Genomic DNA, 22199 nt, shown 5'->3' on the forward strand with positions numbered 1-22199 from the left:
GTTTTCGGCGTGGGGACACCGACGTCGCGCCCACCTCGGGGCGAATGGCGACGTAACAGGAACATAACGCCGTCGTCATATGACTGCAAGCGTTTACGGCATTTCACGCACACTCGTGCGGATATCGCTTGATATCACTGGATATCGCGCAATTGTGCGAATGCGAGTGGTTCTCAGCTTAGAAGCGCTGTTGATAGCCGATGTAGAAATAGCGGTCGATATCGAATGCGGGGTTATACGGCGGGCTGCCGCCACCCGCGCTGGACACGTTGTAGTAGAACGGGCCCTTCTTCGCGAACACGTTATTGACGCCTACCCGGACGCTGCCATTCCATGGCGTCATCCAGCGGAACTGGAAGTCGTGGAAGGCGACCGAGCCCTTGCGGCTCACGCCGGTGACGCCGCTGATGACGTTGAGCTCGTCCGGGCGATTGCATTCTTCCGTGGCCGACCAGCACGAATCCTTCAGGCCTGAGTAATAACGCACGGTCCAGGTCGCACCGAAACGTTCGTAGCCCCAGTCCAGCGTGAGGTTGGAGCGCACGCGATACAGGCCCTGCACGCCATTCATGTAGCCCGCGAGCTGGCGCGGTTCCGCGCTGGCGCTGCTGCGCTGCGTGTAGTCCTGCAGGTAGGTGCTATCGGACGCCAGCGCGAACTCGCCGTAGCGCGTTTGCGGGAACCGGTAATGCATGCCCAGGTCGTAGCCTTCGGTGCGCAACGAGCCAAGGTTCACGAGGCTTTCGTCGAGCGAAGTAATGCGTCCGTCGGTGCTGCGCGTGAAACGCCCGCAATACGTGGGGTCGTTGCGCACATAGCAGAAATTGAGGATATCGCCGGCGAGGATCGGAGTAATGACGTCGCGAATATCGACTTTGTAATAGTCGAGCGTCATGTCCAGTCCGTCCAGATACACCGGGCTATAGACCAGGCCAGCCGTGCGGGTGATCGACGATTCCGGCTTCAGGCGTGGATTCGCGCCGGTGGTGAATGCGGTCGGATTCTGTCCGCCGGTGTTCGACGACACCTGTGCGCCCGACTGATCTACCTGGCGGTAATTGGCAGGCACGCCCGCGGCGGCGCAACGCGAGCGCACGGCGGCATCCGTTGCCGAGGCGCCGAATGCGCTGTCGCACGGGTCGAGGAAGCTTTCGAACGTTTCCGACGCGCCGGCATACAGATCCGACACGGTCGGCGCGCGGAAGCCCTGGGCATAGGTGCCGCGGACCAGCAGGTCATCGAACGGCTTCCAGCGGAAGCTGTATTTATTGTTGGTGCGGCCGCCGAACGCGGTGTAGTGCGAATAACGCGAGGAAGCGTTCACCGCCAGTTCGCGCGCCAGCGGCAGGTCGGCCAGCAATGGCACGTCGAATTCGAGGTAAGCCTCGTTGACGACATAGCCGCCATTGGTGGGGTCGCTGGCCAGTTGCGTGGTCAGGCCCGCGGAATCGGCCGGATCGGGCTCATAGCGGCCGTTCTCGCGGCGGTGCTCAAGCCCGCCCGCCACGCGCAGCGTGCCCGCGGGCAGGTCGACGATGCCACCGGTAAGGTTGGCGATGATGTCGTTGGTACGCGTGGTTTCGTGCGAGGTCGTCGTCGACGACACGTAACGCCACACCGCATCCGGCGTGCCGCCCGGGCCGGCGAGGATGTTCCACGGCACGCAGCCGGCGGCGCGATCAGCGGCATCGGCGCAGGCGACCTGGCCGTCGATGGTCGCGGTCGGGCCGAGCGCCTTGCGCGCGTTGACCAGGTTGATGTTGCCGCTGGTGGTGCGGCTCGCGCGGTCTTCCGAGTACGCGTAGGTCACGTCCCAGTTCCAGGCGTGGCCGCCCCAGTCGAACGTGCCCTCGGCGCCGGCGTCGGCGTGGAATACCTTCGATTTCGCCCAGTCCATGCGCGGCATTTCCACCGTGCGCCGGAAGAACGAGGTGTCGTAGCCGGGGAAGGGGTTGTACGCATTGGCGGGGTCGATGAACAGGCCATCGGCACGCCCCGTGGCGCTCTGCAGCGGGTAGCCCGACGCCTGGCTGCGCGTGTCGCGCACGCTGTAGGTCGCCATGCCACGCAGGGTGATGTCGTCGGTCAGGTTGTAGCGACCCGTCGCGAACAGGTTGCGCAGCTTGCTACCCGAGCGGAAGGTCATGTCGCGTGACGTGTTGTATTTGTCCGCGATGCTGTTGACGTCGTATGGGTGGTAGTCGGAGAGGTTCGCCGCGTCGGTCGCGCCGTGGTTGATCACGTAGCGGTTGGGCACCCAGCTGCCATCCGATGCATAGTTGCCGGCACCGGTGGTCCCGGCCGCACGCGGGTCGACGACGCCACCGTACGGGCCCATGTTGAATCCGTCGTCGGGATGGCGGGGGCCGTACGCGGTGCCGGTCAGCGAACGCTTCGCGTCGTCGATCGCATCGAGGTCTTCATAGCTAGCGCCGAGGATGACCGACGAGCGCTCAGTACTCTTGCCCCAGGTGAACGTGCCGTTCTTCTGCGCGCCGTCGCCCTTGCCATTGACGCCGTAGAGCACGTCGGCCGAGGCGCCTTCGAAGCGATCGGTGGTGATGATGTTGACCACGCCGCCGATGGCGTCGGAGCCGTAGATGGACGATGCGCCATCCTTGAGCACTTCGATCCGCTCGACGATCGCCACGGGGATGGTGGACAGGTCGGTGAGGCCGCCCAGGCTGGTCGTCCAGCGGCGGCCGTTGACCAGCACCAGTGTGCGCACGGCACCGAGGTTGCGCAGGTTGGCGTAGCGGCCACCAGCGTCGTTGCTGGAAGAGAGCGTGTCCTGCGGGGTGACCTCGGGCGTGGCCGCGGAGGGCATGCGCGCCACGATGTCGCCGAGGCTGGTCAGGCCGGTGGCGCGGATCGCCTGGCGATCCATGGTGTAGACGGGCTGGGCCGTCTCCACGTCGATGCCGCGGATACGTGAGCCGGTGACGGTGACATTGACCGGGGCAAGGGTCTCCGGGGTTTCACCGGCATCCTGGGCGCGTGACGCGCCGGATCCAAGGCAGGCGACCAGTGCCACGGCAAGCACCGCCCGCCGCGCCGCGACGTGGCGCTTTTGCCCGCAACTGACAACCATACCCCGACAACCTCCCGATCCCCGCCAGGTACCACCCGGACCCAGCGATCACGCGACCATAACGCTTGCGAGCGCAAGGGGCAACCGCCGGAAGGTATGGGGTTGCCCCTGCGGGGAGGGCTCAGAGCGAGGCGGTCTTTTTCGCCGCGCCATCGCCGATATTGCGGTCCAGGAACGCGGCGAGCTTGTCGTAGAGCTCCTCGACGTTCTCCGGCTTGACGAAGCCGTGCTTCTCGCCGGACTTGGTCAGGGTCTCGTACGGCTTGTGCGCCGCGTCCAGGGCAGCTTTCATGGCCTTGAACTGGGCGAACGGCGCGCGCTCGTCGTCTTCGCCGTGGACCAGCATGATCGGCAGGTCGAGCTTGTCGGCCATCCGGTCGGGCGAGTTGGCCACCAGCATCGCCGGGTCGGTACCCAGGGTCAGCTTCAGGTCGCTCAGGGCGCTCTTGCTCTGCTGGATGTCGCCCTTCTCGTACATCATCGGCAGGTCGTAAACGCCGGCGTAGCCCACCGCGCACTTGAACATGCCTGGCGCGCGGATCGGCGCCATCATCGCCGAGTAACCGCCGAAGCTGGCACCGAACACGCACACCCGCGAGGCGTCGGCGAAGTTCTGCGCGATGGCCCACTTCACGCTGTCGATCAGGTCGTCCTGGATGCGTGTGCCCCACTTCTGGTACCCGGACTGGACGAAGCCCACGCCGCGGCCGGCGGAACCGCGGAAGTTGACCTGCAGCACGAGGTAGCCACGGTTGGCGAGGAACTGGGCATCGGCTTCGTAGCCCCACTTGTCGCTGATGTCGAACGGGCCGCCGTGCGGCATCAACACCATCGGCAGGTTCGCCTCGCCCTTGCCCTTGGGGAAGGTGAGGATGGCTTCCAGTTCCTGTCCGTCGCTGGCCTTGAAATGCATCGAGCGCTGCTCGGACATCTTCGCCGGATCGATCCATGCCGCCGCCGTGATCAACGGGGACACCTTGAAGGTCTTCGTATTGATCAGCATCACGCGGCCGGGGTCGCGGTCGCTGTAGATGGAGAACATCAGTTCGGAACCATCCTCGCTGAACGAGTTGAAGTTGACGGCGTAGCCCGGGAATTTCTGCGAAATCGCCATGTGCAGGCGGGCAGTCGGATCGGTCTGGTCCACGTAGGTGACGGTGGGCAGCCCGGTCTTGGCGCGCGTGGCGAACGGGCGGTGCGGCGCCGGCGTCCAAAGATAGTTGGACGACACTTCGCTGAACTCATCACGGCGAATCACGCGCGGGTTGCCGCCGTCTTCATCCTGCTCCACCAGGGCGCCGCCCTGGCCGTGCGGGCTGTAGGTGGCGTACATGCGGGTGCTGCCCGACACCTGGGCGAACGGGGAAAACCGCTGGTGCTCGTCGTCAAGATTGACCTTGGCCCAGCCGCCGCTGGCGTCGCGATGGAACACCACCCACTTGTGGTCCGGATTGACGCCGAAGGTGAAGCGGGTGTTGCCCTGCGGATCGACCATGAAGTCCATGTCGCCGATGCCGACGTCGGCCATCTGGCGGCGCACGCTGGTCTTGGCGTCCACGTCGTAGAGCGTGCTGCGGTCCTGGTCCGACCAGGACACGGCACGCATGTAGAAATGGCCGTTGGCCGCGGGCGGGGCACCGTTGATGAAGCCCCAGCCCTTGTCGGTCGCGCGGGTGGCCGCGCGCTTGCCCACGTTTTCAAAGCCGTACAGGTAATCGGGGTTCTTGCCATCGATGTCGATGGCCATCAGCTCGCCGGTGTAAGTCGTGTTGCCGATCGAGCCGTCGACCTTGCCGCGGGCGACGACCAGTCGGGTGTTGCTCGCCCACATCACGTCCGCCGGTAGCTCGTAGGGAGGCATGCGGATCAGCGAGATCGGCTTGCTCATGTCGGCGATGCTGTAGATCGCCAGGCCGTGCGTCTTGCCGTCGGCATCGTGGAAGGCCATCGACACGTGCAGGCCGTCGGGCGACAGCTCGGGGTCGGTCAGCGGTTCGTGCCGGGCGAAATCGGCGGCCGGCACGAGGTCGGCGGCCACGGCGCCGGTGGCGCACGCGGAAAAGCACAACGCGGCCAGCAGCGGCCGGGCAAGGCGGAAGGTCATCTTCGTTTTTCCCCTGGTAAAGCGTCCATACCCGCCGTCCCTCTGGATGGCGTTCCGGCTGGCTCTATAGCCCATTCCGGGCCTTCCACACAAGGCAGCATGCGCCATGCCGTGGCGGTACACTGGGGGATCACCCTTTTTCGTGCCCGTCCATGGCCAATCCGTTCGTCGTCGAGTTCAACTCCGTTGCTGTCCAGCTGGGCCCGCTCAAGGTCCACTGGTATGGCCTGATGTACCTCGGCGGCTTCCTCGGCGGCTGGGCACTCGGCGAATACCGCCGCCGCCAGGGACGCCTCCCGGTCAGCGCGGACCGCTTCGGCGACCTGATGTTCTACTGCATGATGGGCGTGGTGCTCGGTGGCCGCGTGGGCTACATGCTGTTCTACACGGCGATCGACTGGATCTGGACCGACCCGCTGGCGCTGTTCCGGGTCTGGGACGGCGGCATGTCGTTCCATGGCGGCCTGCTCGGCGTGCTCGCCGCGGGCCTGTGGTGGTCGCGGCGCAACGGCGTAAAATTTTTCGACACCGTCGATTTCGTCGCGCCGCTGGTCCCGGTCGGCCTCGGCCTGGGCCGCCTGGGCAACTTCATCAACGGCGAGCTGTGGGGCAAGCCCACCGACCTGCCGATCGGCATGATCTTCCCGCACGCCCCGGACGCGCTGCCGCGCCACCCGAACCCGCTGTACGAATTCGCGCTGGAAGGCGTCGTGATGTTCACCGTGTTGTGGATCTTCTCGCTGAAGCCGCGCCCGCGCTATGCGGTGTCGGGCCTGTTCGGCCTGATGTACGGCGTGTTCCGCTTCATCATCGAGTTCGTCCGCGTGCCGGATCCCCAGCTCGGCTACCTCGCGTTCGGCTGGCTGACCATGGGCCAGATCCTGTCGCTGCCGCTGATCGCGGTGGGCATCCTGTTGTTGCTGATGTCGCGCCGCGCACCGTATGCGCCGGTCGCCACGCCGGCCGCCGAACCCGTCGCCTCGACCCGATAACGGCACCGCCATGCAGCCCTACCTCGAACTGCTCCGACATGTCCTCGACCATGGTGCCGACAAGTCGGACCGTACCGGCACGGGCACGCGCAGCGTGTTCGGCTGGCAGATGCGCTACGACCTGGCGAAGGGCTTCCCGCTCGTCACCACCAAGAAGCTGCACCTGCGTTCGATCATCCACGAGCTGATCTGGTTCCTGCAGGGCGATACCAATACGGCGTACCTGAAGGAAAACGGCGTCAGCATCTGGGACGAATGGGCCGACGAAAACGGCGACCTTGGCCCGGTGTACGGTCGGCAGTGGCGTGCGTGGCCGACGGCGGACGGCAAGGTGGTCGACCAGATTGCCTGGGTGGTGGATGAGATCCGCCGCAACCCGGATTCTCGCCGGTTGATCGTGTCGGCGTGGAACGTCGGCGAGCTGCCGAAGATGGCGCTGATGCCGTGCCATGCGCTGTTCCAGTTCTACGTGGCGAACGGCAAGCTGTCGTGCCAGCTGTACCAGCGCTCGGGCGACATCTTCCTGGGCATCCCGTTCAACATCGCGAGCTATGCGTTGCTGACGCACATGATCGCGCAGGTGACCGGGCTGGAGGTGGGTGATTTCGTCCACACCATCGGCGATGCGCACCTGTATTCGAACCACGTGGAGCAGGCGACCCTGCAGCTGACGCGCGAGCCGCGGCCCCTGCCGAAGCTGGTGCTCAATCCGGAAGTGACGTCGGTCTTCGACTTCCGCTTCGACGATGTGTCGATCGTCGACTACAACCCGCATCCGGCGATCAAGGCACCGGTCGCTGTCTAGCGCGCGGCGCTCGGGCTTGGTCGCAGGACCCGCGGCGCTCGGGCGTGGTCGCAGGACCAGCCCTCGGCGCCCACCCTCGCTGCTCAGACAGGTCCTCCGCGCTCGATAAGGTTGGCCGCAGCCGCGGCCCGTGTATTTGATTAGCCTTCGGCTGCTTGCTTGTGCGGAACTCGCCTCGAGGGTGGGCGCCGAGGGCTGTTCTTGCACGCCTCCGCAAGCCTTGTCCGTAGGAGCGCGCCTGCGCGCGAAAATCCAACCGGGCGAGGACGATGGAACCGATGCAAAGACTCGTGGAACGCCTTCGAATCACTTTGAAATGATGATCCTGGGCGCTGGGACCTGCTGCGTTTAGGCCATCCCATTCGCGTGCAGGCGCGCTCCTACAAGAGCTGTCGTAGCGTCAGGCCGTCCAATCCACCTTGCGGGAACGTGGAAGAAGAGCCCTCGGCGCCTACCCTCGAGGCGAGTTCGTGGCGGCGAGGGGGCTGGGCGGAAGAAGCCCGAAGGGGGCCGGCCACGATGGCCGGTTGTTCTTGTTGAGGCAGGATGCCGAATCAAGAACCTCCGCCCGGCACCCGGTGCGCGGCCGTAGGCCCATAGATAAACGGGCTGCGGAGCAGCCCCTCCTTTTCGCACGCCAGAACGCTGTTTGAGCAGCGAGGGTAGGCGCCGAGGGCTCTTCGTGCGACGACGCCCGAGCGCTGCGGGGTAGGCGCCGAGGGCTCTTCCTGCGACGACGCCCGAGCGCTGCGGGGTAGGCACCGAGGGCTGTCCTGCGACCACGTACGAGCGCTGCGGGGAGATGGGGAAAGAGGAATGCCCCAATCGCGCGCAGGCGCGCTCCTACGCGGGTTTCGTGGGGGTGTAGCGTTCTAGCCAGTGGGCGTAGGACGGGGGCAGGGTCCATGACGGGCGCGGCACGTCCAGCGCCATCGCCGCCTTGTACGGCCAGTGCGGATCCGACAGGTGGGCGCGGCCGACCATCACCAGGTCCATCTGGCCATCCGCGATCACGCGATTGGCCGCACGCGGATCGTCGATGCCCCACGACGATGCCACCGGCAGGCCGGCTTCGCGGCGCACGCGTTCGGCGATCGGACCAAGGAACGCCGAACCCCAGGGGATCTGCGTTTCGGCGATGGTGAAACCAACACTGACGTTGAGCATGTCCAGGCCGTCGGCGTGCATCTTGCGGACAAGGTCGATGGCTTCGACCAGTGTTTCTTCGTCGCGGCCGTCGTACTCGATGACGCCGAAGCGCGCCGTCAGCGGCAGGTGCTCCGGCCATACTTCACGCACGGCGGCCAGCGTTTCCAGCAGGAAGCGTCCGCGGTTTTCCGCGTTGCCGCCGTAAATGTCGTCGCGCTGGTTGCTGTGTGCGGAGAAGAACGTCTGCGCCAGGTAGCCGTGGGCGAAATGCAGTTCCAGCCATTCGAAGCCGGCGTCGCGGGCGCGCCGCGCGGAGGCGACGAAATCCGCCTTGACCCGGGCGATGTCGTCCTGGGTCATGGCGCGCGGCACGCGCGGCAGGCCGCGACCGTAGGCGATCGCCGACGGTGCAAGGGTTTCCCACGCGCGCGGGTCGGTCGTATCGATATGGTCGTCGCCTTCCCACGGGCGCTCGGCGTTGGCCTTGCGGCCGGCGTGGGCGATCTGGATACCGGGCACGGCGCCGGCGGACCGGATCGACGCCGCGATCCGAGCGAGGCCTTCGGCCTGGGCGTCGTTCCACAGGCCCAGGCACGCCGGGGTGATCCTGCCCTCGGGCGATACCGCCGTGGCCTCGACGATGACCAGCCCGGCGCCGCCACGGGCGAGGGCGGGGTAGTGGATCTGGTGCCACTCGTTCGTCAGGCCATCCACGGCGCGGTACTGGCACATCGGCGGAATGGCGATGCGATTGCGAAGGGTGATGTCCTTCAGCGAGAAAGGGGAAAAGAGGGCAGACATGGGACGTGTCTTCGGTTATCGGGGAAGGGCGTCACGATAGGGAGAACGAGATATAATAAGAAGCGCATATGACTAATGGTTTCCATAAGACTTCGTTATGATCAATCCGGCATGGCTCCGTTCGTTCCGTGCGCTCGCCGCCGAGGGCACGTTCACCCGTGCGGCCGAGTCGCTGGGGCTGACCCAGGCGGCGGTGAGCCAGCACATCCGTCAGCTCGAAGAACGCTATGGCGCGCTGCTGATCCGCCGCCCGCGCCGCGTCGAACTCACCCCTGCCGGCGAAGCGCTGCTGGCCTACTGCGACGAGGTCGCCCGTGCCGACCGATGCCTCACGTCGCGCCTGGCTGACGCCGATGCCATGCAGGGCGCCGTGTCCATCGTGACGCCGGGTAGCGTCGGCCTGTCGATCTACCCGAAGTTGCTGGAGATCCAGCGCCGGACGCCGGGCGTCGTCATCCGCCATCGTTTCGCGCCCGACGAGGAAGTGCTCGAAGCGGTGCTCGACAACCGATACGAGATCGGTGTGGTGTCTCGCCGGCCCGATGACGAGCGGATCGCCGTACGGGCGTTCTGCGAGGAAGCCCTCGAGCTGGTCGTTCCCGCAGGTGCCAGCGTCCATGGATGGGACGACCTGGTCCGGCTGGGCTTCATCGACCACCCCGACGGCCAGGCCATGGCCACGCGCCTGATGGCGCGCTGGTATCCCGGCAAGCGCAGCATGGCCGACGTACCGGTCACCGGCTTTACCAACCAGATCGGGCTGATCCTCGAGCCCGTCTCGCGGGGCCTTGGCTTCAGCGTCATGCCGCGGCATGCACGCCAGGCCTTCCTCCGTCCCGAAAGCATTCGCGTGCTGCAGGAATGCACGCCGGTGGTCGACGCCCTGTGGCTGATCCACCGTGCGGAATGGCCGCTTTCCCGACGGGCGCAGTACGTCATCGACGAACTCGACCGAGACCTGGCCAGGCACTGATCGACGACGCTGCACGCTGCGCCGAGGCACGGCACGGCGGGCACGGGATGTGGGCCGGCGCCTACAGCGTGCCGAAGGCTTCGCGCAGTCGATTGCCGACGAACGCCTGCGCCTTGCGGGCCTTTTCGAGCACCGCGGCCGCGCCGAAGAATTCGTGCGTCACACCCGTGTAGACCTCGCGCTGCACCGGCACGCCGGCATCCTGCAGGGCTTCTTCGAGCATGCCGCCGTCGCTGCGCAGCGGATCCAGCGTTGCATTGACGATGGTTACCGGGGGCAGGTCGTTGAGGTTCGCGTGGATGAGATCGATCCGCGGATCCTTGAGGTCGTCGGGATTGTTGGTGAGGTGGCCGACGAACCATTCGATCATGGCCCGGTTGAGCGGCTTGGCGATCGCATTCTCGATGTACGACTCGGTATGCAGGTTGCCGGTCTGCGCCACCGGGTAGACGGCGACGATGTGGCGGGGCGCGGCAAGCCCGGCGTCGCGCGCGGCGATGGCCGTCGCCACGGCCATGCAGCCACCGGCACTTTCGCCGACGATGGCCAGGCGGCCCGGATCGCCGCCCAGCGATGCAGCGTTGGCGGCGATCCAGCTCCAGGCATCGATGCAGTCGTTCCATGCCGCCGGGAACTTGTGTTCCGGGGCCTGGCGGTAGTCGATCGACACCACGATGGCGCCGGACTGGCCGGCGACGCCGCGGGCACCGCCGTCGTACACCTCCGCGCTCGCGATCACCCAGCCGCCACCGTGGATGTAAAGCACCACCGGGGCGTTGGCCGCGCCCTCGGGCGTGTAGACCAGCGCGGGCAAGCCACCGGCGCGCGTGGGCACGGTGATGCTGGTGCGGGCGACGCCGGGCACCAGCACCTGCGGGTCCATCGGCTTGCCCTGCTTGCCGAGCAGGCGCTCGACCGCATCGGCGATGGTGGGCTGCTGGCGCGCTTCGGCGGGCGACAGCTTCTCGATCGCCTTGGGCTCGAGCTCATTGAGGGCCGTCGCCAGTTCGTGCATGTCGTGATCCGCCCGGATCGCGCCGATGGCATCGGCAAGGGCGTTGACGATGGGGTTGGGCTTGCCTTGGCCAGTCATGGAATCTCCGAGGTGGTTGCGCAGGCACAGCGCCTGGAAGCATCCATGGTGGCCGGCGGGTCAATCAAAACGGTGTGCAGCGCAGGGCAGGGACCCGTCACATACGTCACGGCCTGCATCTTCAAACGACTGTTTCGTTCCCCCATCACATTCCTAGGACTACTATCTGCATCACACGGGCCATCGCGCCCGGCTCCCCAATGAATTGCTGAAAGGATGTTCCATGGCCGTCCACCTGGTTGCCGCGCTCGACGAAAACTTTGCCATCGGCAAGCAGGGCGGGTTGCCCTGGCACCTCCCCGACGATCTTCGCTACTTCAAGACGCTGACCACCGATCGCGCCGTGCTGATGGGCCGCAAGACGGCCGAATCGATCGGTCGCGCGCTGCCGGACCGGGTCAATTACGTGCTCTCGCGCAAGGGCGAAGCACCGTACCCGGGCCAGGTCACCGTGCGTTCCATCCCCGAAGCGCAGGCCAGCTGCGGCCACACGGGCCTGATGGTGATCGGCGGCGGTGAAGTCTTCCGCGAGGCGCTGCCCTACGCGCGCACGCTTTACCTGACCTGGGTCTACGCCTCGGTCGACGGTGCGGACGTGTTCTTCCCGGGCATCGACTTCAAGGAATGGAGCGAAGTGTCGCGCGTCCACCACAAGGCGGATGCGCAGCACGCGCATTCGTTCGACATGGTCGAATACGTCCGGAACGTCTGATGCACGTGGTGGCCGGCGTGCTGGTGGACGGCGCCGGGCGGATCCTCATCGCACAGCGCCCGCCGGGCAAGCACCTGGCGGGCATGTGGGAGTTTCCCGGCGGCAAGCTGGAGCCGGGTGAGCAGGCCATGGCCGCGCTGGAGCGCGAACTCGACGAAGAGTTGGGCATCGCGGTGGATCCGCTGTCGTTCGAGTCCCTGGTCAGGATTCCGTGGAACTACGGCGAGCGCAGCATGCTGCTCGAGGCCGTGACCGTGCGCGCCTGGAGCGGCGAGCCGCGGGCGCTGGATGCTTCGGCGATCGAGTGGCGGCTTCCGCGCGACATCGATCCGGCCATCCTGGCGCCGGCGGACCGGCCGATCCTTGCGGCGGCGTGGCTGCCCGAGCACGTGGCGATCACCCCGGCGGATGCGAGCGTGGCCGTGGCGTCGACGTGGCTGCGCGCAGCCCTTGCCCGCGGCGAGCGGCTACTGCAATGGCGTATGCCGGCTATGACGGTTGCTGCATCGCGCGAGGCGGTGGCGGCCCTGCTGCCCGAAGTCCATCGCTTCGGTGCCCACCTGTTGCTGTGCGACGACGTGGAAGGTGCACGGGCGCTGGGCGTCGGCGTGCAGCTATCGGCGTTGCGGCTTGAAGGGCTCTCTGAACGTCCCTTGCCGCTCGGCACCCTGGTCGGGGCGTCGTGCCACGACGCCGAAGGCCTGGCGCTGGCCGGTCGGTTGGGTTGCGACTTCGCGACGCTCTCACCCGTCGAGCCGGATGCCGGCAGTCCCGACACCCCGCCGTTGGGCTGGCCGCGTTTCGCCAAGTGGGTCGAGAACGCGTCGCTGCCGGTTTATGCGCTCGGGGGTGTCGGGCCAGACGACGTCGCGATGGCGCGGATGCATGCCGCCCAAGGCATCGCCAGTTCGCTATTTCTGTAGGAGCGCGCCTGCGCGCGATGGGCCTGATCCGTGCAGGAAACCCCGCGCGCGCGATGGGCCTGATCCGTGCAGGAAACCACCCGCGCGCGATGGGCCTGATCCCTGCAGGAAACCACCTGCTCGCGGTGGATGTGGCGTGGGTAGTGGCATCTTTCGCCACGCCCATCGCGCGCAGGCGCGCTCCTACACGGTCATTTGGCTTTGAGGCGGGCGACCAGGGCGTTGAGCACGGCCTGGGTTTCCTTGGCGAAGAAGTCGTCGATGAACCCGGCATCGAGCAGGCCGTTGGTATCGCCCCAGACCTCGAGCAAATCGGCGCGGGCGATGGCGCGCGTGCGCAGCATCGCGTGCGGCGGCGATTTGAGCAGCTCGCCCAGCCAGAGCACCGCGCGGGTCACCACCTGTTCCACCGTCGCCAGCTCGTCGACCAGGCCTAGCGCGTGCGCGGCTTCGGCGTCGACCATGGCGCCGGCAACCAGCAGGCGCTCGGCGCGGTAGCCGCCGACGAGGCGGCGCATCGCGAACTGGATCGGCTCGGGCACGGACAGGCCCACCTGCACTTCGTTCAGGCCGATCTTGTACATGCCGTGGGCCATGACCCGGTAATCCGCGAACAGGGACAGCACCGCGCCACCGGCAGGGCTGTGCCCGGTGATCGCCGCGACCACCGGAACCGGTGAGGCGGCGATGGCGCCGCACAACGCGAAGAAGTCGTTCCAGAACGTCTCCACGCCGGCACGGTCCAGCTTGAGCAGCGCAGGCACGTCGACGCCCGCGGAGAACATGCCCTGGGCGCCAGATAGCACGATGCCGCGTGCGCCGTTGACCGGCGCGTCCTGGATAGCCTCGCGCAAGGCGTTTACCAGTGCTGTATCCAGCGCATTGACCGGCGGGCGCGCCATGCGGATTTCGTGGATGTCGCCGTCGTGGGGAAGGATGTCCAGCATGTACGTGCCTCGGGTTGGGGTTAGCGCGGCGACAGGTCGGCGTCGGTCCAGCTGTAGCGTACGGCGAAGTCGAGGCTGGCGCTGCCATGCGCCGGCACGTCCACCTTGAACTCCAGCATATCGGGGGTGTTCTTCGAGGGCTTCACCGACGACGACACGAGGCTCCACGCACGCCAGCGGTAGGGATGTTCGCGCACCGTGACCACGCGCGCCGCATCGCCCGCATTGGTCAGGGTGATGCGGGTGCCTTCGTCGATCTGGTGGGCAGCGGCCGTGTAGGTGGTCTGTTCGCGCTTCGCGCGCAGGTCGAAGGCGTTGCCCAGGGAGATCGTGGCGTCCTCACCCTTCGGTGTGTCGTTGAAGCGGCCTTCGCCCAGCAGCTCCGCGTCGCCGTCGCGGTCATTGGTCATGACCCGGACGTAGCCGGCGGGCAGGCTGTCGAATGCCTTGAACTTCAGGCTGGTGGTGACTGGCACGCCGTCCGGCGGCGGCAAGGCCATCTCGCGCTGGCTGATCGGCACGTTGGCGAAGAAGCGCTGGCCGCTTTCGTACAGCGTCTCGCGTTCGCAAGCGAGTTCCCTGCGGTCGTAGAGGGGGGCGAGGGTGACACTGCCGTCGGGCAGGTCCACGGCGTGGGGCAGGGTGTACGTGCGCAGGTCGCCGAGGGTCGCCTGTGTCGGGTTGGCGTCGGCGCTGAAGCCCTGCGCGACCGGCGCACGGGCCATCATCATCACTGGCCTCGGTGCTGCCGACTTCGAACGCTGCGCGTCGCCCGCGACAAGCTTCAGCGAGACATCCTTCCAGTCGCGCCCGCTGCGATTGGCGATGCTGGCGCTGGCGTCGAACGCCATGCTGCAGGCACTGCCATTGGCGAGCGTCGCCACGTAGGCGGCGCGCCAGCCAAGGCCGGTGGTGGGGTAGTCGAGCTGGGCGGTGGTGTTGCCGGCGGCGGCGCCGTCGACGCGTACCTGCAGGGTGGAACCGCGGGCGATGCTGTCCTGGCCGGTAACGCGCAGGGCCGCGTAGTCGCGGACCAGGGCGAGGTCGCCATTCGCGGTGCGGATCACCATCGGGGTACCGCCCTGGACGAGCGTGCCGGAGGCGAGCTCCTGGCCGCCGGTGCCGACCACCTGCACCTTCTGGCCGACCAGCCCGGACACCGCGCCGTCGAAACCCTGGCCGAGCAGCAGCCGCTGCGAGACCACGCGGGTGCCCTTGCCGGGGAAGCGCAATGTCAGCGCTTCGCTGTCGAGTGCCGAGGGCAGGCCGCCGATGGAGAGGTCCTGCGTGCCGCCCTTGAGGTCGAAGGCGCGACGCTCGTGGACCACGGCGTAGCCATCGTTCGACACGGCGTCGCCGGTCGCCTGGAACAGCTGGTCACCGTCGGCACGGTAGAGGGTGAGGGCGGTGCGGTCGTTCGCGGCGAAGGCGGGCAGGGTCATGGCGCAGGCAAGGGCCAGAACGAGGGGGCGGCGCATGGGTCTCTCTCCGTGTAGATCGCGACGGCGATCATACCCGCAGGCTCCATGAACCTTTTCTGTAGGAGCGCGCCTGCGCGCGAAGAGGTGGTGCGAATGGGTTTCCAGTCGTGGCGGTCTGAGCCTGGTCGCCGTGGTCGGTGCTCACCGCGACGATGGACGACGATGGACACCCATTCGCGCGCAGGCGCGCTCCTACACGGCGTCGCGAATGACCTGGGGCAGCGGCACCGGGCGGCCGGTTTTGGTGTTGATCCAGACCATGGTGACGCTGCCGTCCGCGTGGATGCGGGTGGCGTCGGTGCTGTCGACGATGCGGTGGCCGACCGTCATCGAGCTGCTGCCCATCCGGTTGACGTATAGCTCGATCTGGATGTCGGCCGGCCATTCGATCGGCAAGCGATAGTTGATCTCGCTATGCGCCATCACCGGCGCGGCTTCTTCGCTGTACCAGCGGTCCGGCAGGGTCTGCAGCCACTTCAGGCGGGCTTCCTGGAGGTACACCAGGTAGTTCGCGTTATTGACGTGGTTGTAGGCGTCCAGGTCCTGCCAGCGCACGTCCATCGGCGTGATGAACAGCGGCAGCGGGGCGGACGTCGGGGAAGCGTCGGTGCTCATGCGGTCTTTTTCTTCTTTGCGGCCGGTGCCGCCTTGGTCGTGGTCTTGCCGGCGGCCTTCGTCGCCGTCGTCTTCTTTGCAGCAGCCGTGGCCGCCGGCTTCGTCTTCGCCGCGGCCTTCGGTGCCGGGGCAGTGCCCGGCTTCAGGTGCGGCAGCAGGAAGCGCCCGGTATGCGAGGATTTGGTCGCCGCCACCGTTTCCGGCGTGCCGCTGACCAGGATCTGTCCGCCGCCGGAACCGCCTTCGGGGCCGAGGTCGACCAGCCAGTCCGCCGTCTTGATGACGTCGAGGTTGTGCTCGATCACCACCACGGTGTTGCCGTGCTCGACCAGCCGGTGCAGTACGTCGAGCAACTGCTCGATATCGTGGAAGTGCAGGCCGGTGGTCGGTTCGTCCAGGATGTACAGCGTGCTGCCCGTGTCGCGCTTGGACAGTTCCTTCGACAGCTTCACGCGCTGCGCTTCGCCGCCGGACAACGTGGTCGCGCTCTGGCCAAGCTTGATGTAGTCCAGGCCGACCGCCCGCAGCGTTTCCAGCTTGCGCGCGATGACCGGCACGTTCTCGAACAGCTTGAACGCATCTTCCACCGTCATGTCGAGCACGTCCGCGATGGTGTGGCCCTTGTACAGGACCTCCAGCGTTTCGCGGTTGTAGCGCTTGCCATGGCAGACGTCGCAAGGCACGTACACATCGGGGAGGAAGTGCATCTCCACCTTGATCATGCCGTCGCCTTCGCAGGCCTCGCAGCGGCCACCGCGCACGTTGAAGCTGAAGCGTCCCGCCTGGTAGCCGCGCTGGCGCGCTTCGGGCACCTGCGAGTAGAGCTCGCGCAGCGGGGTGAACAGGCCGGTGTACGTCGCCGGGTTCGAGCGTGGGGTGCGGCCGATCGGCGACTGGTCGATGTCGACGACCTTGTCGAACAGGTTCAGGCCTTCGATGGACTCGTACGGCGCTGGCTGTTCGCCTGCCCCGTTCAGTTCCATCGCTGCGATGCGGTAGAAGGTGTCGTTGATCAGCGTGGACTTACCCGAGCCGGACACGCCGGTGACGCAGGTAAACGTGCCCACGGGCACGCGCAGGTCGACGTCCTTCAGGTTGTTGCCGGTGGCGCCCTTCAGCTCGACCCACTGGCCGTCCTTCGCCTCGCGGCGCTTCGCCGGCACCTTGATGCCGCGTTCGCCGCTGAGGTACTTGGCTGTGATCGAGCGCGGCGACTTCATCAGCTGTTCGAAGGTGCCTTCGCCGACGATGGCGCCGCCATGCACGCCCGCACCGGGGCCGATGTCCAGGATGTGGTCGGCGGCACGGATCGCGTCTTCGTCATGCTCGACCACGATCACCGTGTTACCGAGGTCGCGCAGGCGCGTAAGCGTGCCGAGCAGGCGCTCGTTATCGCGCTGGTGCAGGCCGATCGACGGCTCGTCGAGCACGTACATCACGCCGACGAGGCCGGCACCGATCTGGCTGGCCAGGCGGATGCGCTGCGCTTCGCCACCGGACAGGGAATCGGCCTGGCGATCCAGGGTGAGGTAGTTGAGCCCGACGTCGTTGAGGAAAGTCAGGCGCTCGCGGATCTCCTTGACGATCTTCACCGCGATCTCGCCGCGCCAGCCGGCGAGCTTCAGCGTGGCGAAGAAATCCAGCGCGTTGTCTATCGCCAGCGAGGTTATCTGGGGGATCGCCATGTCGGCGACGAACACGTTGCGCGCGGACGGATTGAGGCGCTGGCCGCCGCAATCCGGGCACGGATGGTCCGCGATGTAGCGCTGCAACTCTTCGCGCACCGCCACCGATTCGGTTTCGCGGTAGCGGCGTTCGAGGTTGTTGAGGATGCCTTCGAACTTGTGCTCGCGGGTGACCTTGCCGCCGCGGTCGGTGATGTAGCGGAACGGGATGAGTTCCTTGCCCGAGCCGTACAGCACGGCGTTCTGCTGAGTCTTGGTCAGCTGGCGCCAGGGCGTCTCCGCGTCGAAGCCGTAATGCTTCGCCAGGGAGATGATCATCTGGAAGTAGTACGCGTTGCGACGGTCCCAGCCGCGGATCGCACCGCCCGCGAGGCTGAGCTCGGGGTGGCCGACGACGCGCGCGGGGTCGAACACCTGGGTCACGCCCAGGCCGTCGCAGGTCGGGCAGGCGCCGACCGGCGAGTTGAACGAGAACAGGCGCGGCTCGAGTTCCGGCAGCGAGTAGTCGCACATCGGGCAGGAGAAACGCGACGAGAACACTTGCTCGGTCGCCTTCGCGTCGTCCATGTTGACCAGGATGGCGATGCCGTCGCCCAGGCGCAGGGCTGTTTCAAACGACTCGGCCAGGCGCTGCTTGATGTCGTCGCGCGGGCGGAAGCGGTCGATCACCGCTTCGATGGTGTGCTTCTGGCGCAGGGTAAGCGGCGGGACGGCGTCCAGGTCGTAGACCTCGCCGTCGACGCGCGCACGGACGAAGCCCTGCGCACGCAACTGCTCGAACACCTGGACATGTTCGCCCTTGCGCTCGCGGATGACTGGCGCCAGCAGCATCCAGCGCTTTTCGGCATCCTGCGCCATGGCCGAATCGACCATCTGGCTGACGGTCTGTGCCTCCAGCGGGATGCCGTGGTTCGGGCAACGGGGCGTGCCGACGCGCGCGTAGAGCAGGCGCAGGTAGTCGTACACCTCGGTGATCGTACCGACGGTGGAGCGGGGGTTGTGCGACGTCGACTTCTGCTCGATCGAGATGGCCGGCGAGAGGCCTTCGATCGTGTCCACGTCCGGCTTTTCCATCATCGAGAGGAACTGCCGCGCGTAGGCGGACAGGGACTCCACGTAACGGCGCTGGCCTTCGGCGTAGATCGTGTCGAAGGCGAGCGAAGATTTGCCGGACCCGGACAGCCCCGTAATGACAATGAGCTTGTCACGGGGCAGGTCGAGGTCGATGTTCTTGAGATTGTGCGTGCGGGCGCCGCGGATGCGAATGCTGTCCATGTGCCGACGTAGATGGGGGAAAGCGACGACTATACCAAGGGGTAGTGACGGTCAGGTCAGCCCCATGTCTCCACGACCTCGGCTACCATGCCTCGTCCCCCGGGGAGGGGCATCCACCATCATGAAGAGGAATCGAACCATGCGGAAATGGACAGGGATCGCAGCCGGCGTGCTGCTGGCGATGGGCGCGGCAGGCCAGGCCATGGCAGCGCCGCCCAGCGAGGCGCAGGTGCGCCAGCTGATGGACGCCGTGGGAATGGGCCGCATGCTCAGCCAGATGAACAGCCAGATGGCCGGCGTGATGGCGAACGCGCTGCCGTGCGTGCCGGCCAGCTACTGGCAGGGTTTCGTGGATGCGAATGCCACCAACCAGCTGATCGGCCGCATGGTGCCGGTCTACCAGAAGCACTTCACGGCCGAAGACATCGACGGCCTGCTCAAGTTCTACAAGTCGCCGCTGGGCCAGAAGGTCATCACCCAGATGCCGGCCACCATGGCCGAGGGCATGCAGGTCGGTAAGCAGTGGGGCCAGGAACGCGGCCAGCAGATGATTTCCCAGCTGCAGGGCCAGGGCACGCTGAACGCCCAGGGCCAGTGCCCGGCGACCGGCCAGGCCGGCAAGCCCGCCGCCACCCCGGCCCCCGCCAAGAAAAAGTAGGAGCGCGCCTGCGCGCGATCGACCGTGCCATGGACGGCGCGGTCGGCGAGGGTGACTGACCCATTGGCTCAATAAGATCTTGTTCGTATCACAATAAAATGTTGTTTTTATTGACTTTTGTATTCTGGACAACGTTGCGGACCCATTCGGTCGCGCGCAGGCGCGCTCCTACAACCGCCTGATTGACCTTGGCTTTTCGGCTCCGCTATAATTCGCGGTTCGTAACACCCGCAACACCCTAAAAAGAACTACATAATCAGTAACAGGAATCCATCATGAGCTACGCAGTCATCAAGACCGGTGGCAAGCAGTACCGCGTTATGCAGGGCGAAGTCCTGCGCGTTGAGTTGCTGCCCGCCGAAGTCGATGCCACCTTCACGTTCGAGGAAGTCCTCCTCATCGGTGAAGGCGAGTCGATCACCGTTGGCGCCCCGCTGGTCGCCGGTGCCACCGTCAGCGCGAAGATCCGCGCCCACGGCCGCGCCGATAAGATCCGCATCGTCAAGTTCCGTCGTCGCAAGCACTACAAGCGTACGCAGGGACATCGTCAGCATTACACCGAAATCGAGATCACGGGCATCAACGCCTGAGTCGCCGGAGGATATTGAGTCATGGCACATAAAAAAGGCGTAGGTTCCAGCCGTAACGGTCGCGATTCGAACCCGAAGTATCTCGGTGTGAAGATCTATGGCGGCCAGGCTGTCGAAGCCGGCAACATCATCGTTCGTCAGCGTGGCACCAAGTTCCACGCTGGCGTGGGCGTCGGCCTCGGCCGCGACCACACCCTGTTCGCGCTGGTCGATGGCACGGTTGCCTTCAAGACCCGCGGCGACAAGGGTCGCAAGTTCGTCGACGTCGTCCAGGCGTAAGCCGTACCGACGCGACAGCGAAGGCCCCGCCCAACGGCGGGGCTTTTCGTTTGTAAGGCCCCCTATTCATTACCCCAGGTTGTTCCATGAAATTCGTCGACGAAGCCCAGATTCGAGTCCAGGCCGGTAACGGTGGCAACGGCTGCGCCAGCTTCCGCCGCGAAAAGTTCATCCCGTTCGGCGGCCCCGATGGCGGTGACGGCGGCGACGGCGGCTCCGTCTGGCTGGTCGCCGACGAAGGCCTGAACACCCTGGTGGATTTTCGCCACATGCGTCAGTTCAAGGCCGTCCGCGGCCAGAACGGCATGGGCAGCCAAATGTATGGCAAGGGTGGCGAAGACACCGATATCCGCGTGCCCGTCGGCACCGTGGTCACGAACGTCGATACCGACGAGGTCATCGGTGACCTTACCTCGCACGGCCAGCGCCTGAAGGTCGCCGAAGGCGGTCGTGGCGGCCTCGGCAACATCCACTTCAAGAGCTCGGTCAACCGGGCGCCGCGCAAGGCCACGCCGGGTACGCCGGGCGAGGTGCGCGACCTGAAGCTGGAGCTGCGCCTGCTGGCCGACGTTGGCCTGCTTGGCTTCCCGAATGCCGGCAAGAGCACCTTCATCCGCGCCGTGTCGGCGGCGACGCCGCGCGTGGCCGATTACCCGTTCACCACGCTGCACCCGAACCTGGGCGTGGTTCGCATCGGCACCGACCAGAGCTTCGTCATCGCCGACATCCCCGGCATCATCGAGGGTGCGGCCGAGGGTGCGGGCCTGGGTATCCAGTTCCTTCGCCACGTGTCGCGCACCAGCCTGCTGCTGCACGTGGTCGACATCCGCCCGATCGACGGATCCGACCCGGTGGAGCAGGTGCAGACCATCGAGCGCGAGCTGGCCAGCTTCGACGCGGAACTGGTCGAGCGCCCGCGCTGGCTGGTGATCAACAAGATGGACGTGTTCGACGACGAGGAAGAGCTCGAGGCTGCCGCGAACGACATCGTCAATCGCCTCGGCTGGACGGCCCCGTCGTTCCTGGTCTCGGCCGCCGGCCAGCAGGGCACCCGTGAGGTCTGCCTGCAGGTCCAGCAGTTCTTCGACGCCGAGCGCGCCGCCCGCAAGACCGAAAAGGAAGTCATCGACGACGTCCGCATGCGCACCGAATAACGCGCTCCTGCTCAATCAGGTAGCAGAAAGCCGGCTTGCGCCGGCTTTCTTATAACTGCCGGTGTGACTTCCCCGGCACCATGGCTAGTCCGGCAGCATCTCGATGTTCCGTCTCGCGCACACATCGTGGAAGTCGCCGTGATTGAAGCCTACGAAGCCATCGATGCGCACCTCGGGGTCTTCCATGATCGACCGGAGGATGTGGTCTACCAGGCTGAAGGTATGCCCTCGGTTTCCGAGCGTGAAGTCGAGTGAGCTGTCGCGGTAAGGCAGGTCGTTGATGAGCTCGTTCCCGTCGCGCTTCAAGATCTTTCTGAGGCGTTCTCCGTCCGACGCATTGCGGGCAAGGCGCGTATCCACGAACTCAAAAAGAGTGGGCCAGGGAATGAGTAGATGATGGGTCGCCAGGTCTTCTTCCAGAATCAGGGCCGTGGTGTGGTGCCGATCTCCCTTGGTCAGGAGTGCGATCCAGAATCCGGTATCTACCAGGACTTTCTTGGTCATCAGGCGTCGTCCTGATCAGGCGTGGCGTCTCCATGTCCCTGCCAGGGCGATCCGCGCCGCTTGCCAGATATGAAGCGACCCCTGTTCTGACCGTCATCTCCCGTCCAGATGACGTAGATGCGGTCAGATTTCGAGACCGACACGTGCTCATCGATCTGCGTCTTCACGAAATCGGGCGGGTCGTCGGTTGAGGGAATGTCGAGCTTCAATACTGCGAGATTGTCGCCGCACTCTACCGCGCCGATATTGTCGAACCAGCGATATAGGCCCGGGTAATCGGCTTTAACCCCGAAGGCGTAGGAAATCCATATGGTCTTCTTCATGTCAGTCCTTTGGTTGAGCGGAGCCTGCTGTGGCTTAGCTCAAGC

General features: G+C 66.0%; 19 protein-coding genes. 9 read left to right on the forward strand and 10 right to left on the reverse strand.

Annotation, left to right across the window (positions count from 1 at the left end):
* Positions 1-178: 178 nt before the first annotated feature.
* Positions 179-3091, reverse strand: coding sequence for a TonB-dependent receptor (locus tag KPL74_01315; protein QWT20662.1), 2913 nt, complete (start codon positions 3089-3091; stop codon positions 179-181).
* 121 nt (positions 3092-3212) lie between these two features.
* Positions 3213-5195 (reverse strand): prolyl oligopeptidase family serine peptidase, encoded by a 1983-nt coding sequence (locus KPL74_01320; protein QWT20663.1) that lies wholly within the window; start codon positions 5193-5195, stop codon positions 3213-3215.
* Between the two features lie 152 nt (positions 5196-5347).
* Here KPL74_01320 and lgt point away from each other — a divergent pair, with 152 nt between their 5' ends.
* Together lgt and KPL74_01330 are read left to right on the forward strand one after the other, a co-directional pair.
* Complete coding sequence (gene lgt, locus KPL74_01325) at positions 5348-6187, forward strand: prolipoprotein diacylglyceryl transferase (protein ID QWT20664.1); 840 nt, start codon at positions 5348-5350, stop codon at positions 6185-6187.
* Between the two features lie 10 nt (positions 6188-6197).
* Positions 6198-6992, forward strand: coding sequence for a thymidylate synthase (locus KPL74_01330; GenBank protein ID QWT20665.1), 795 nt, complete (start codon positions 6198-6200; stop codon positions 6990-6992).
* A gap of 843 nt (positions 6993-7835) precedes the next feature.
* On the opposite strand, the gene KPL74_01335 is transcribed toward KPL74_01330, so the two are convergent.
* The gene (locus tag KPL74_01335) at positions 7836-8942 is read right to left on the reverse strand and encodes an NADH:flavin oxidoreductase/NADH oxidase (GenBank protein QWT20666.1); all 1107 of its coding nucleotides are present in this window, start codon (positions 8940-8942) and stop codon (positions 7836-7838) included.
* A 97-nt stretch (positions 8943-9039) separates the two neighbouring features.
* Here KPL74_01335 and KPL74_01340 point away from each other — a divergent pair, with 97 nt between their 5' ends.
* Positions 9040-9915 (forward strand): LysR family transcriptional regulator, encoded by an 876-nt coding sequence (locus tag KPL74_01340; GenBank protein ID QWT20667.1) that lies wholly within the window; start codon positions 9040-9042, stop codon positions 9913-9915.
* 61 nt (positions 9916-9976) lie between these two features.
* Here the strand turns inward: KPL74_01340 and KPL74_01345 are convergent, their stop codons facing one another.
* Positions 9977-11008: an alpha/beta hydrolase gene (locus KPL74_01345; protein QWT20668.1), complete on the reverse strand. Its 1032-nt coding sequence runs from the start codon at positions 11006-11008 to the stop codon at positions 9977-9979.
* A 223-nt stretch (positions 11009-11231) separates the two neighbouring features.
* Between KPL74_01345 and KPL74_01350 the strand changes: the two genes are divergently transcribed.
* Positions 11232-11720 carry a dihydrofolate reductase gene (locus KPL74_01350; GenBank protein ID QWT20669.1) on the forward strand — a complete coding sequence of 163 codons (489 nt, stop codon included), beginning with the start codon at positions 11232-11234 and terminating at the stop codon, positions 11718-11720.
* Positions 11720-12643 (forward strand): Nudix family hydrolase, encoded by a 924-nt coding sequence (locus KPL74_01355; protein QWT20670.1) that lies wholly within the window; start codon positions 11720-11722, stop codon positions 12641-12643. Before KPL74_01350 ends, KPL74_01355 begins: the two co-directional genes overlap by 1 nt.
* A gap of 191 nt (positions 12644-12834) precedes the next feature.
* Here the strand turns inward: KPL74_01355 and KPL74_01360 are convergent, their stop codons facing one another.
* From KPL74_01360 to uvrA, 4 genes are all read right to left on the reverse strand, one after another.
* On the reverse strand, positions 12835-13590 hold the full coding sequence (locus KPL74_01360; GenBank protein QWT20671.1) for an enoyl-CoA hydratase/isomerase family protein: 756 nt from the start codon (positions 13588-13590) through the stop codon (positions 12835-12837).
* Between the two features lie 20 nt (positions 13591-13610).
* Positions 13611-15068, reverse strand: coding sequence for a DUF4139 domain-containing protein (locus KPL74_01365; protein QWT20672.1), 1458 nt, complete (start codon positions 15066-15068; stop codon positions 13611-13613).
* Between the two features lie 195 nt (positions 15069-15263).
* Complete coding sequence (locus tag KPL74_01370) at positions 15264-15686, reverse strand: acyl-CoA thioesterase (protein QWT20673.1); 423 nt, start codon at positions 15684-15686, stop codon at positions 15264-15266.
* Positions 15683-18646, reverse strand: coding sequence for an excinuclease ABC subunit UvrA (uvrA, locus tag KPL74_01375; protein QWT20674.1), 2964 nt, complete (start codon positions 18644-18646; stop codon positions 15683-15685). The genes KPL74_01370 and uvrA overlap by 4 nt, the downstream gene beginning before the upstream one ends.
* Positions 18647-18785: 139 nt before the next feature.
* Here uvrA and KPL74_01380 point away from each other — a divergent pair, with 139 nt between their 5' ends.
* The 4 genes from KPL74_01380 to obgE all read left to right on the forward strand — a co-directional run bounded on the left by KPL74_01380 (position 18786) and on the right by obgE (position 21327).
* Positions 18786-19304: a DUF2059 domain-containing protein gene (locus KPL74_01380; protein ID QWT20675.1), complete on the forward strand. Its 519-nt coding sequence runs from the start codon at positions 18786-18788 to the stop codon at positions 19302-19304.
* Positions 19305-19579: 275 nt separating this feature from the next.
* Positions 19580-19894 carry a 50S ribosomal protein L21 gene (gene rplU, locus KPL74_01385; GenBank protein ID QWT20676.1) on the forward strand — a complete coding sequence of 105 codons (315 nt, stop codon included), beginning with the start codon at positions 19580-19582 and terminating at the stop codon, positions 19892-19894.
* A 21-nt stretch (positions 19895-19915) separates the two neighbouring features.
* Positions 19916-20173, forward strand: a complete 258-nt coding sequence (gene rpmA / locus KPL74_01390) for a 50S ribosomal protein L27 (protein ID QWT20677.1) — start codon at positions 19916-19918, stop codon at positions 20171-20173.
* An 86-nt stretch (positions 20174-20259) separates the two neighbouring features.
* Positions 20260-21327: a GTPase ObgE gene (gene obgE / locus KPL74_01395; protein QWT20678.1), complete on the forward strand. Its 1068-nt coding sequence runs from the start codon at positions 20260-20262 to the stop codon at positions 21325-21327.
* A gap of 84 nt (positions 21328-21411) precedes the next feature.
* On the opposite strand, the gene KPL74_01400 is transcribed toward obgE, so the two are convergent.
* A complete protein-coding gene (locus KPL74_01400; protein QWT20679.1) occupies positions 21412-21831 on the reverse strand; it encodes a type II toxin-antitoxin system VapC family toxin in 420 nt (139 codons plus the stop codon).
* A complete protein-coding gene (locus KPL74_01405) occupies positions 21831-22154 on the reverse strand; it encodes a hypothetical protein (GenBank protein ID QWT20680.1) in 324 nt (107 codons plus the stop codon). Before KPL74_01405 ends, KPL74_01400 begins: the two co-directional genes overlap by 1 nt.
* Between the last annotated feature and the right edge of the window lie 45 nt (positions 22155-22199).

Source organism: Bacillus sp. NP157, assembly GCA_018889975.1.
Classification (GTDB): Bacteria; Pseudomonadota; Gammaproteobacteria; order Xanthomonadales; family Rhodanobacteraceae; genus Luteibacter.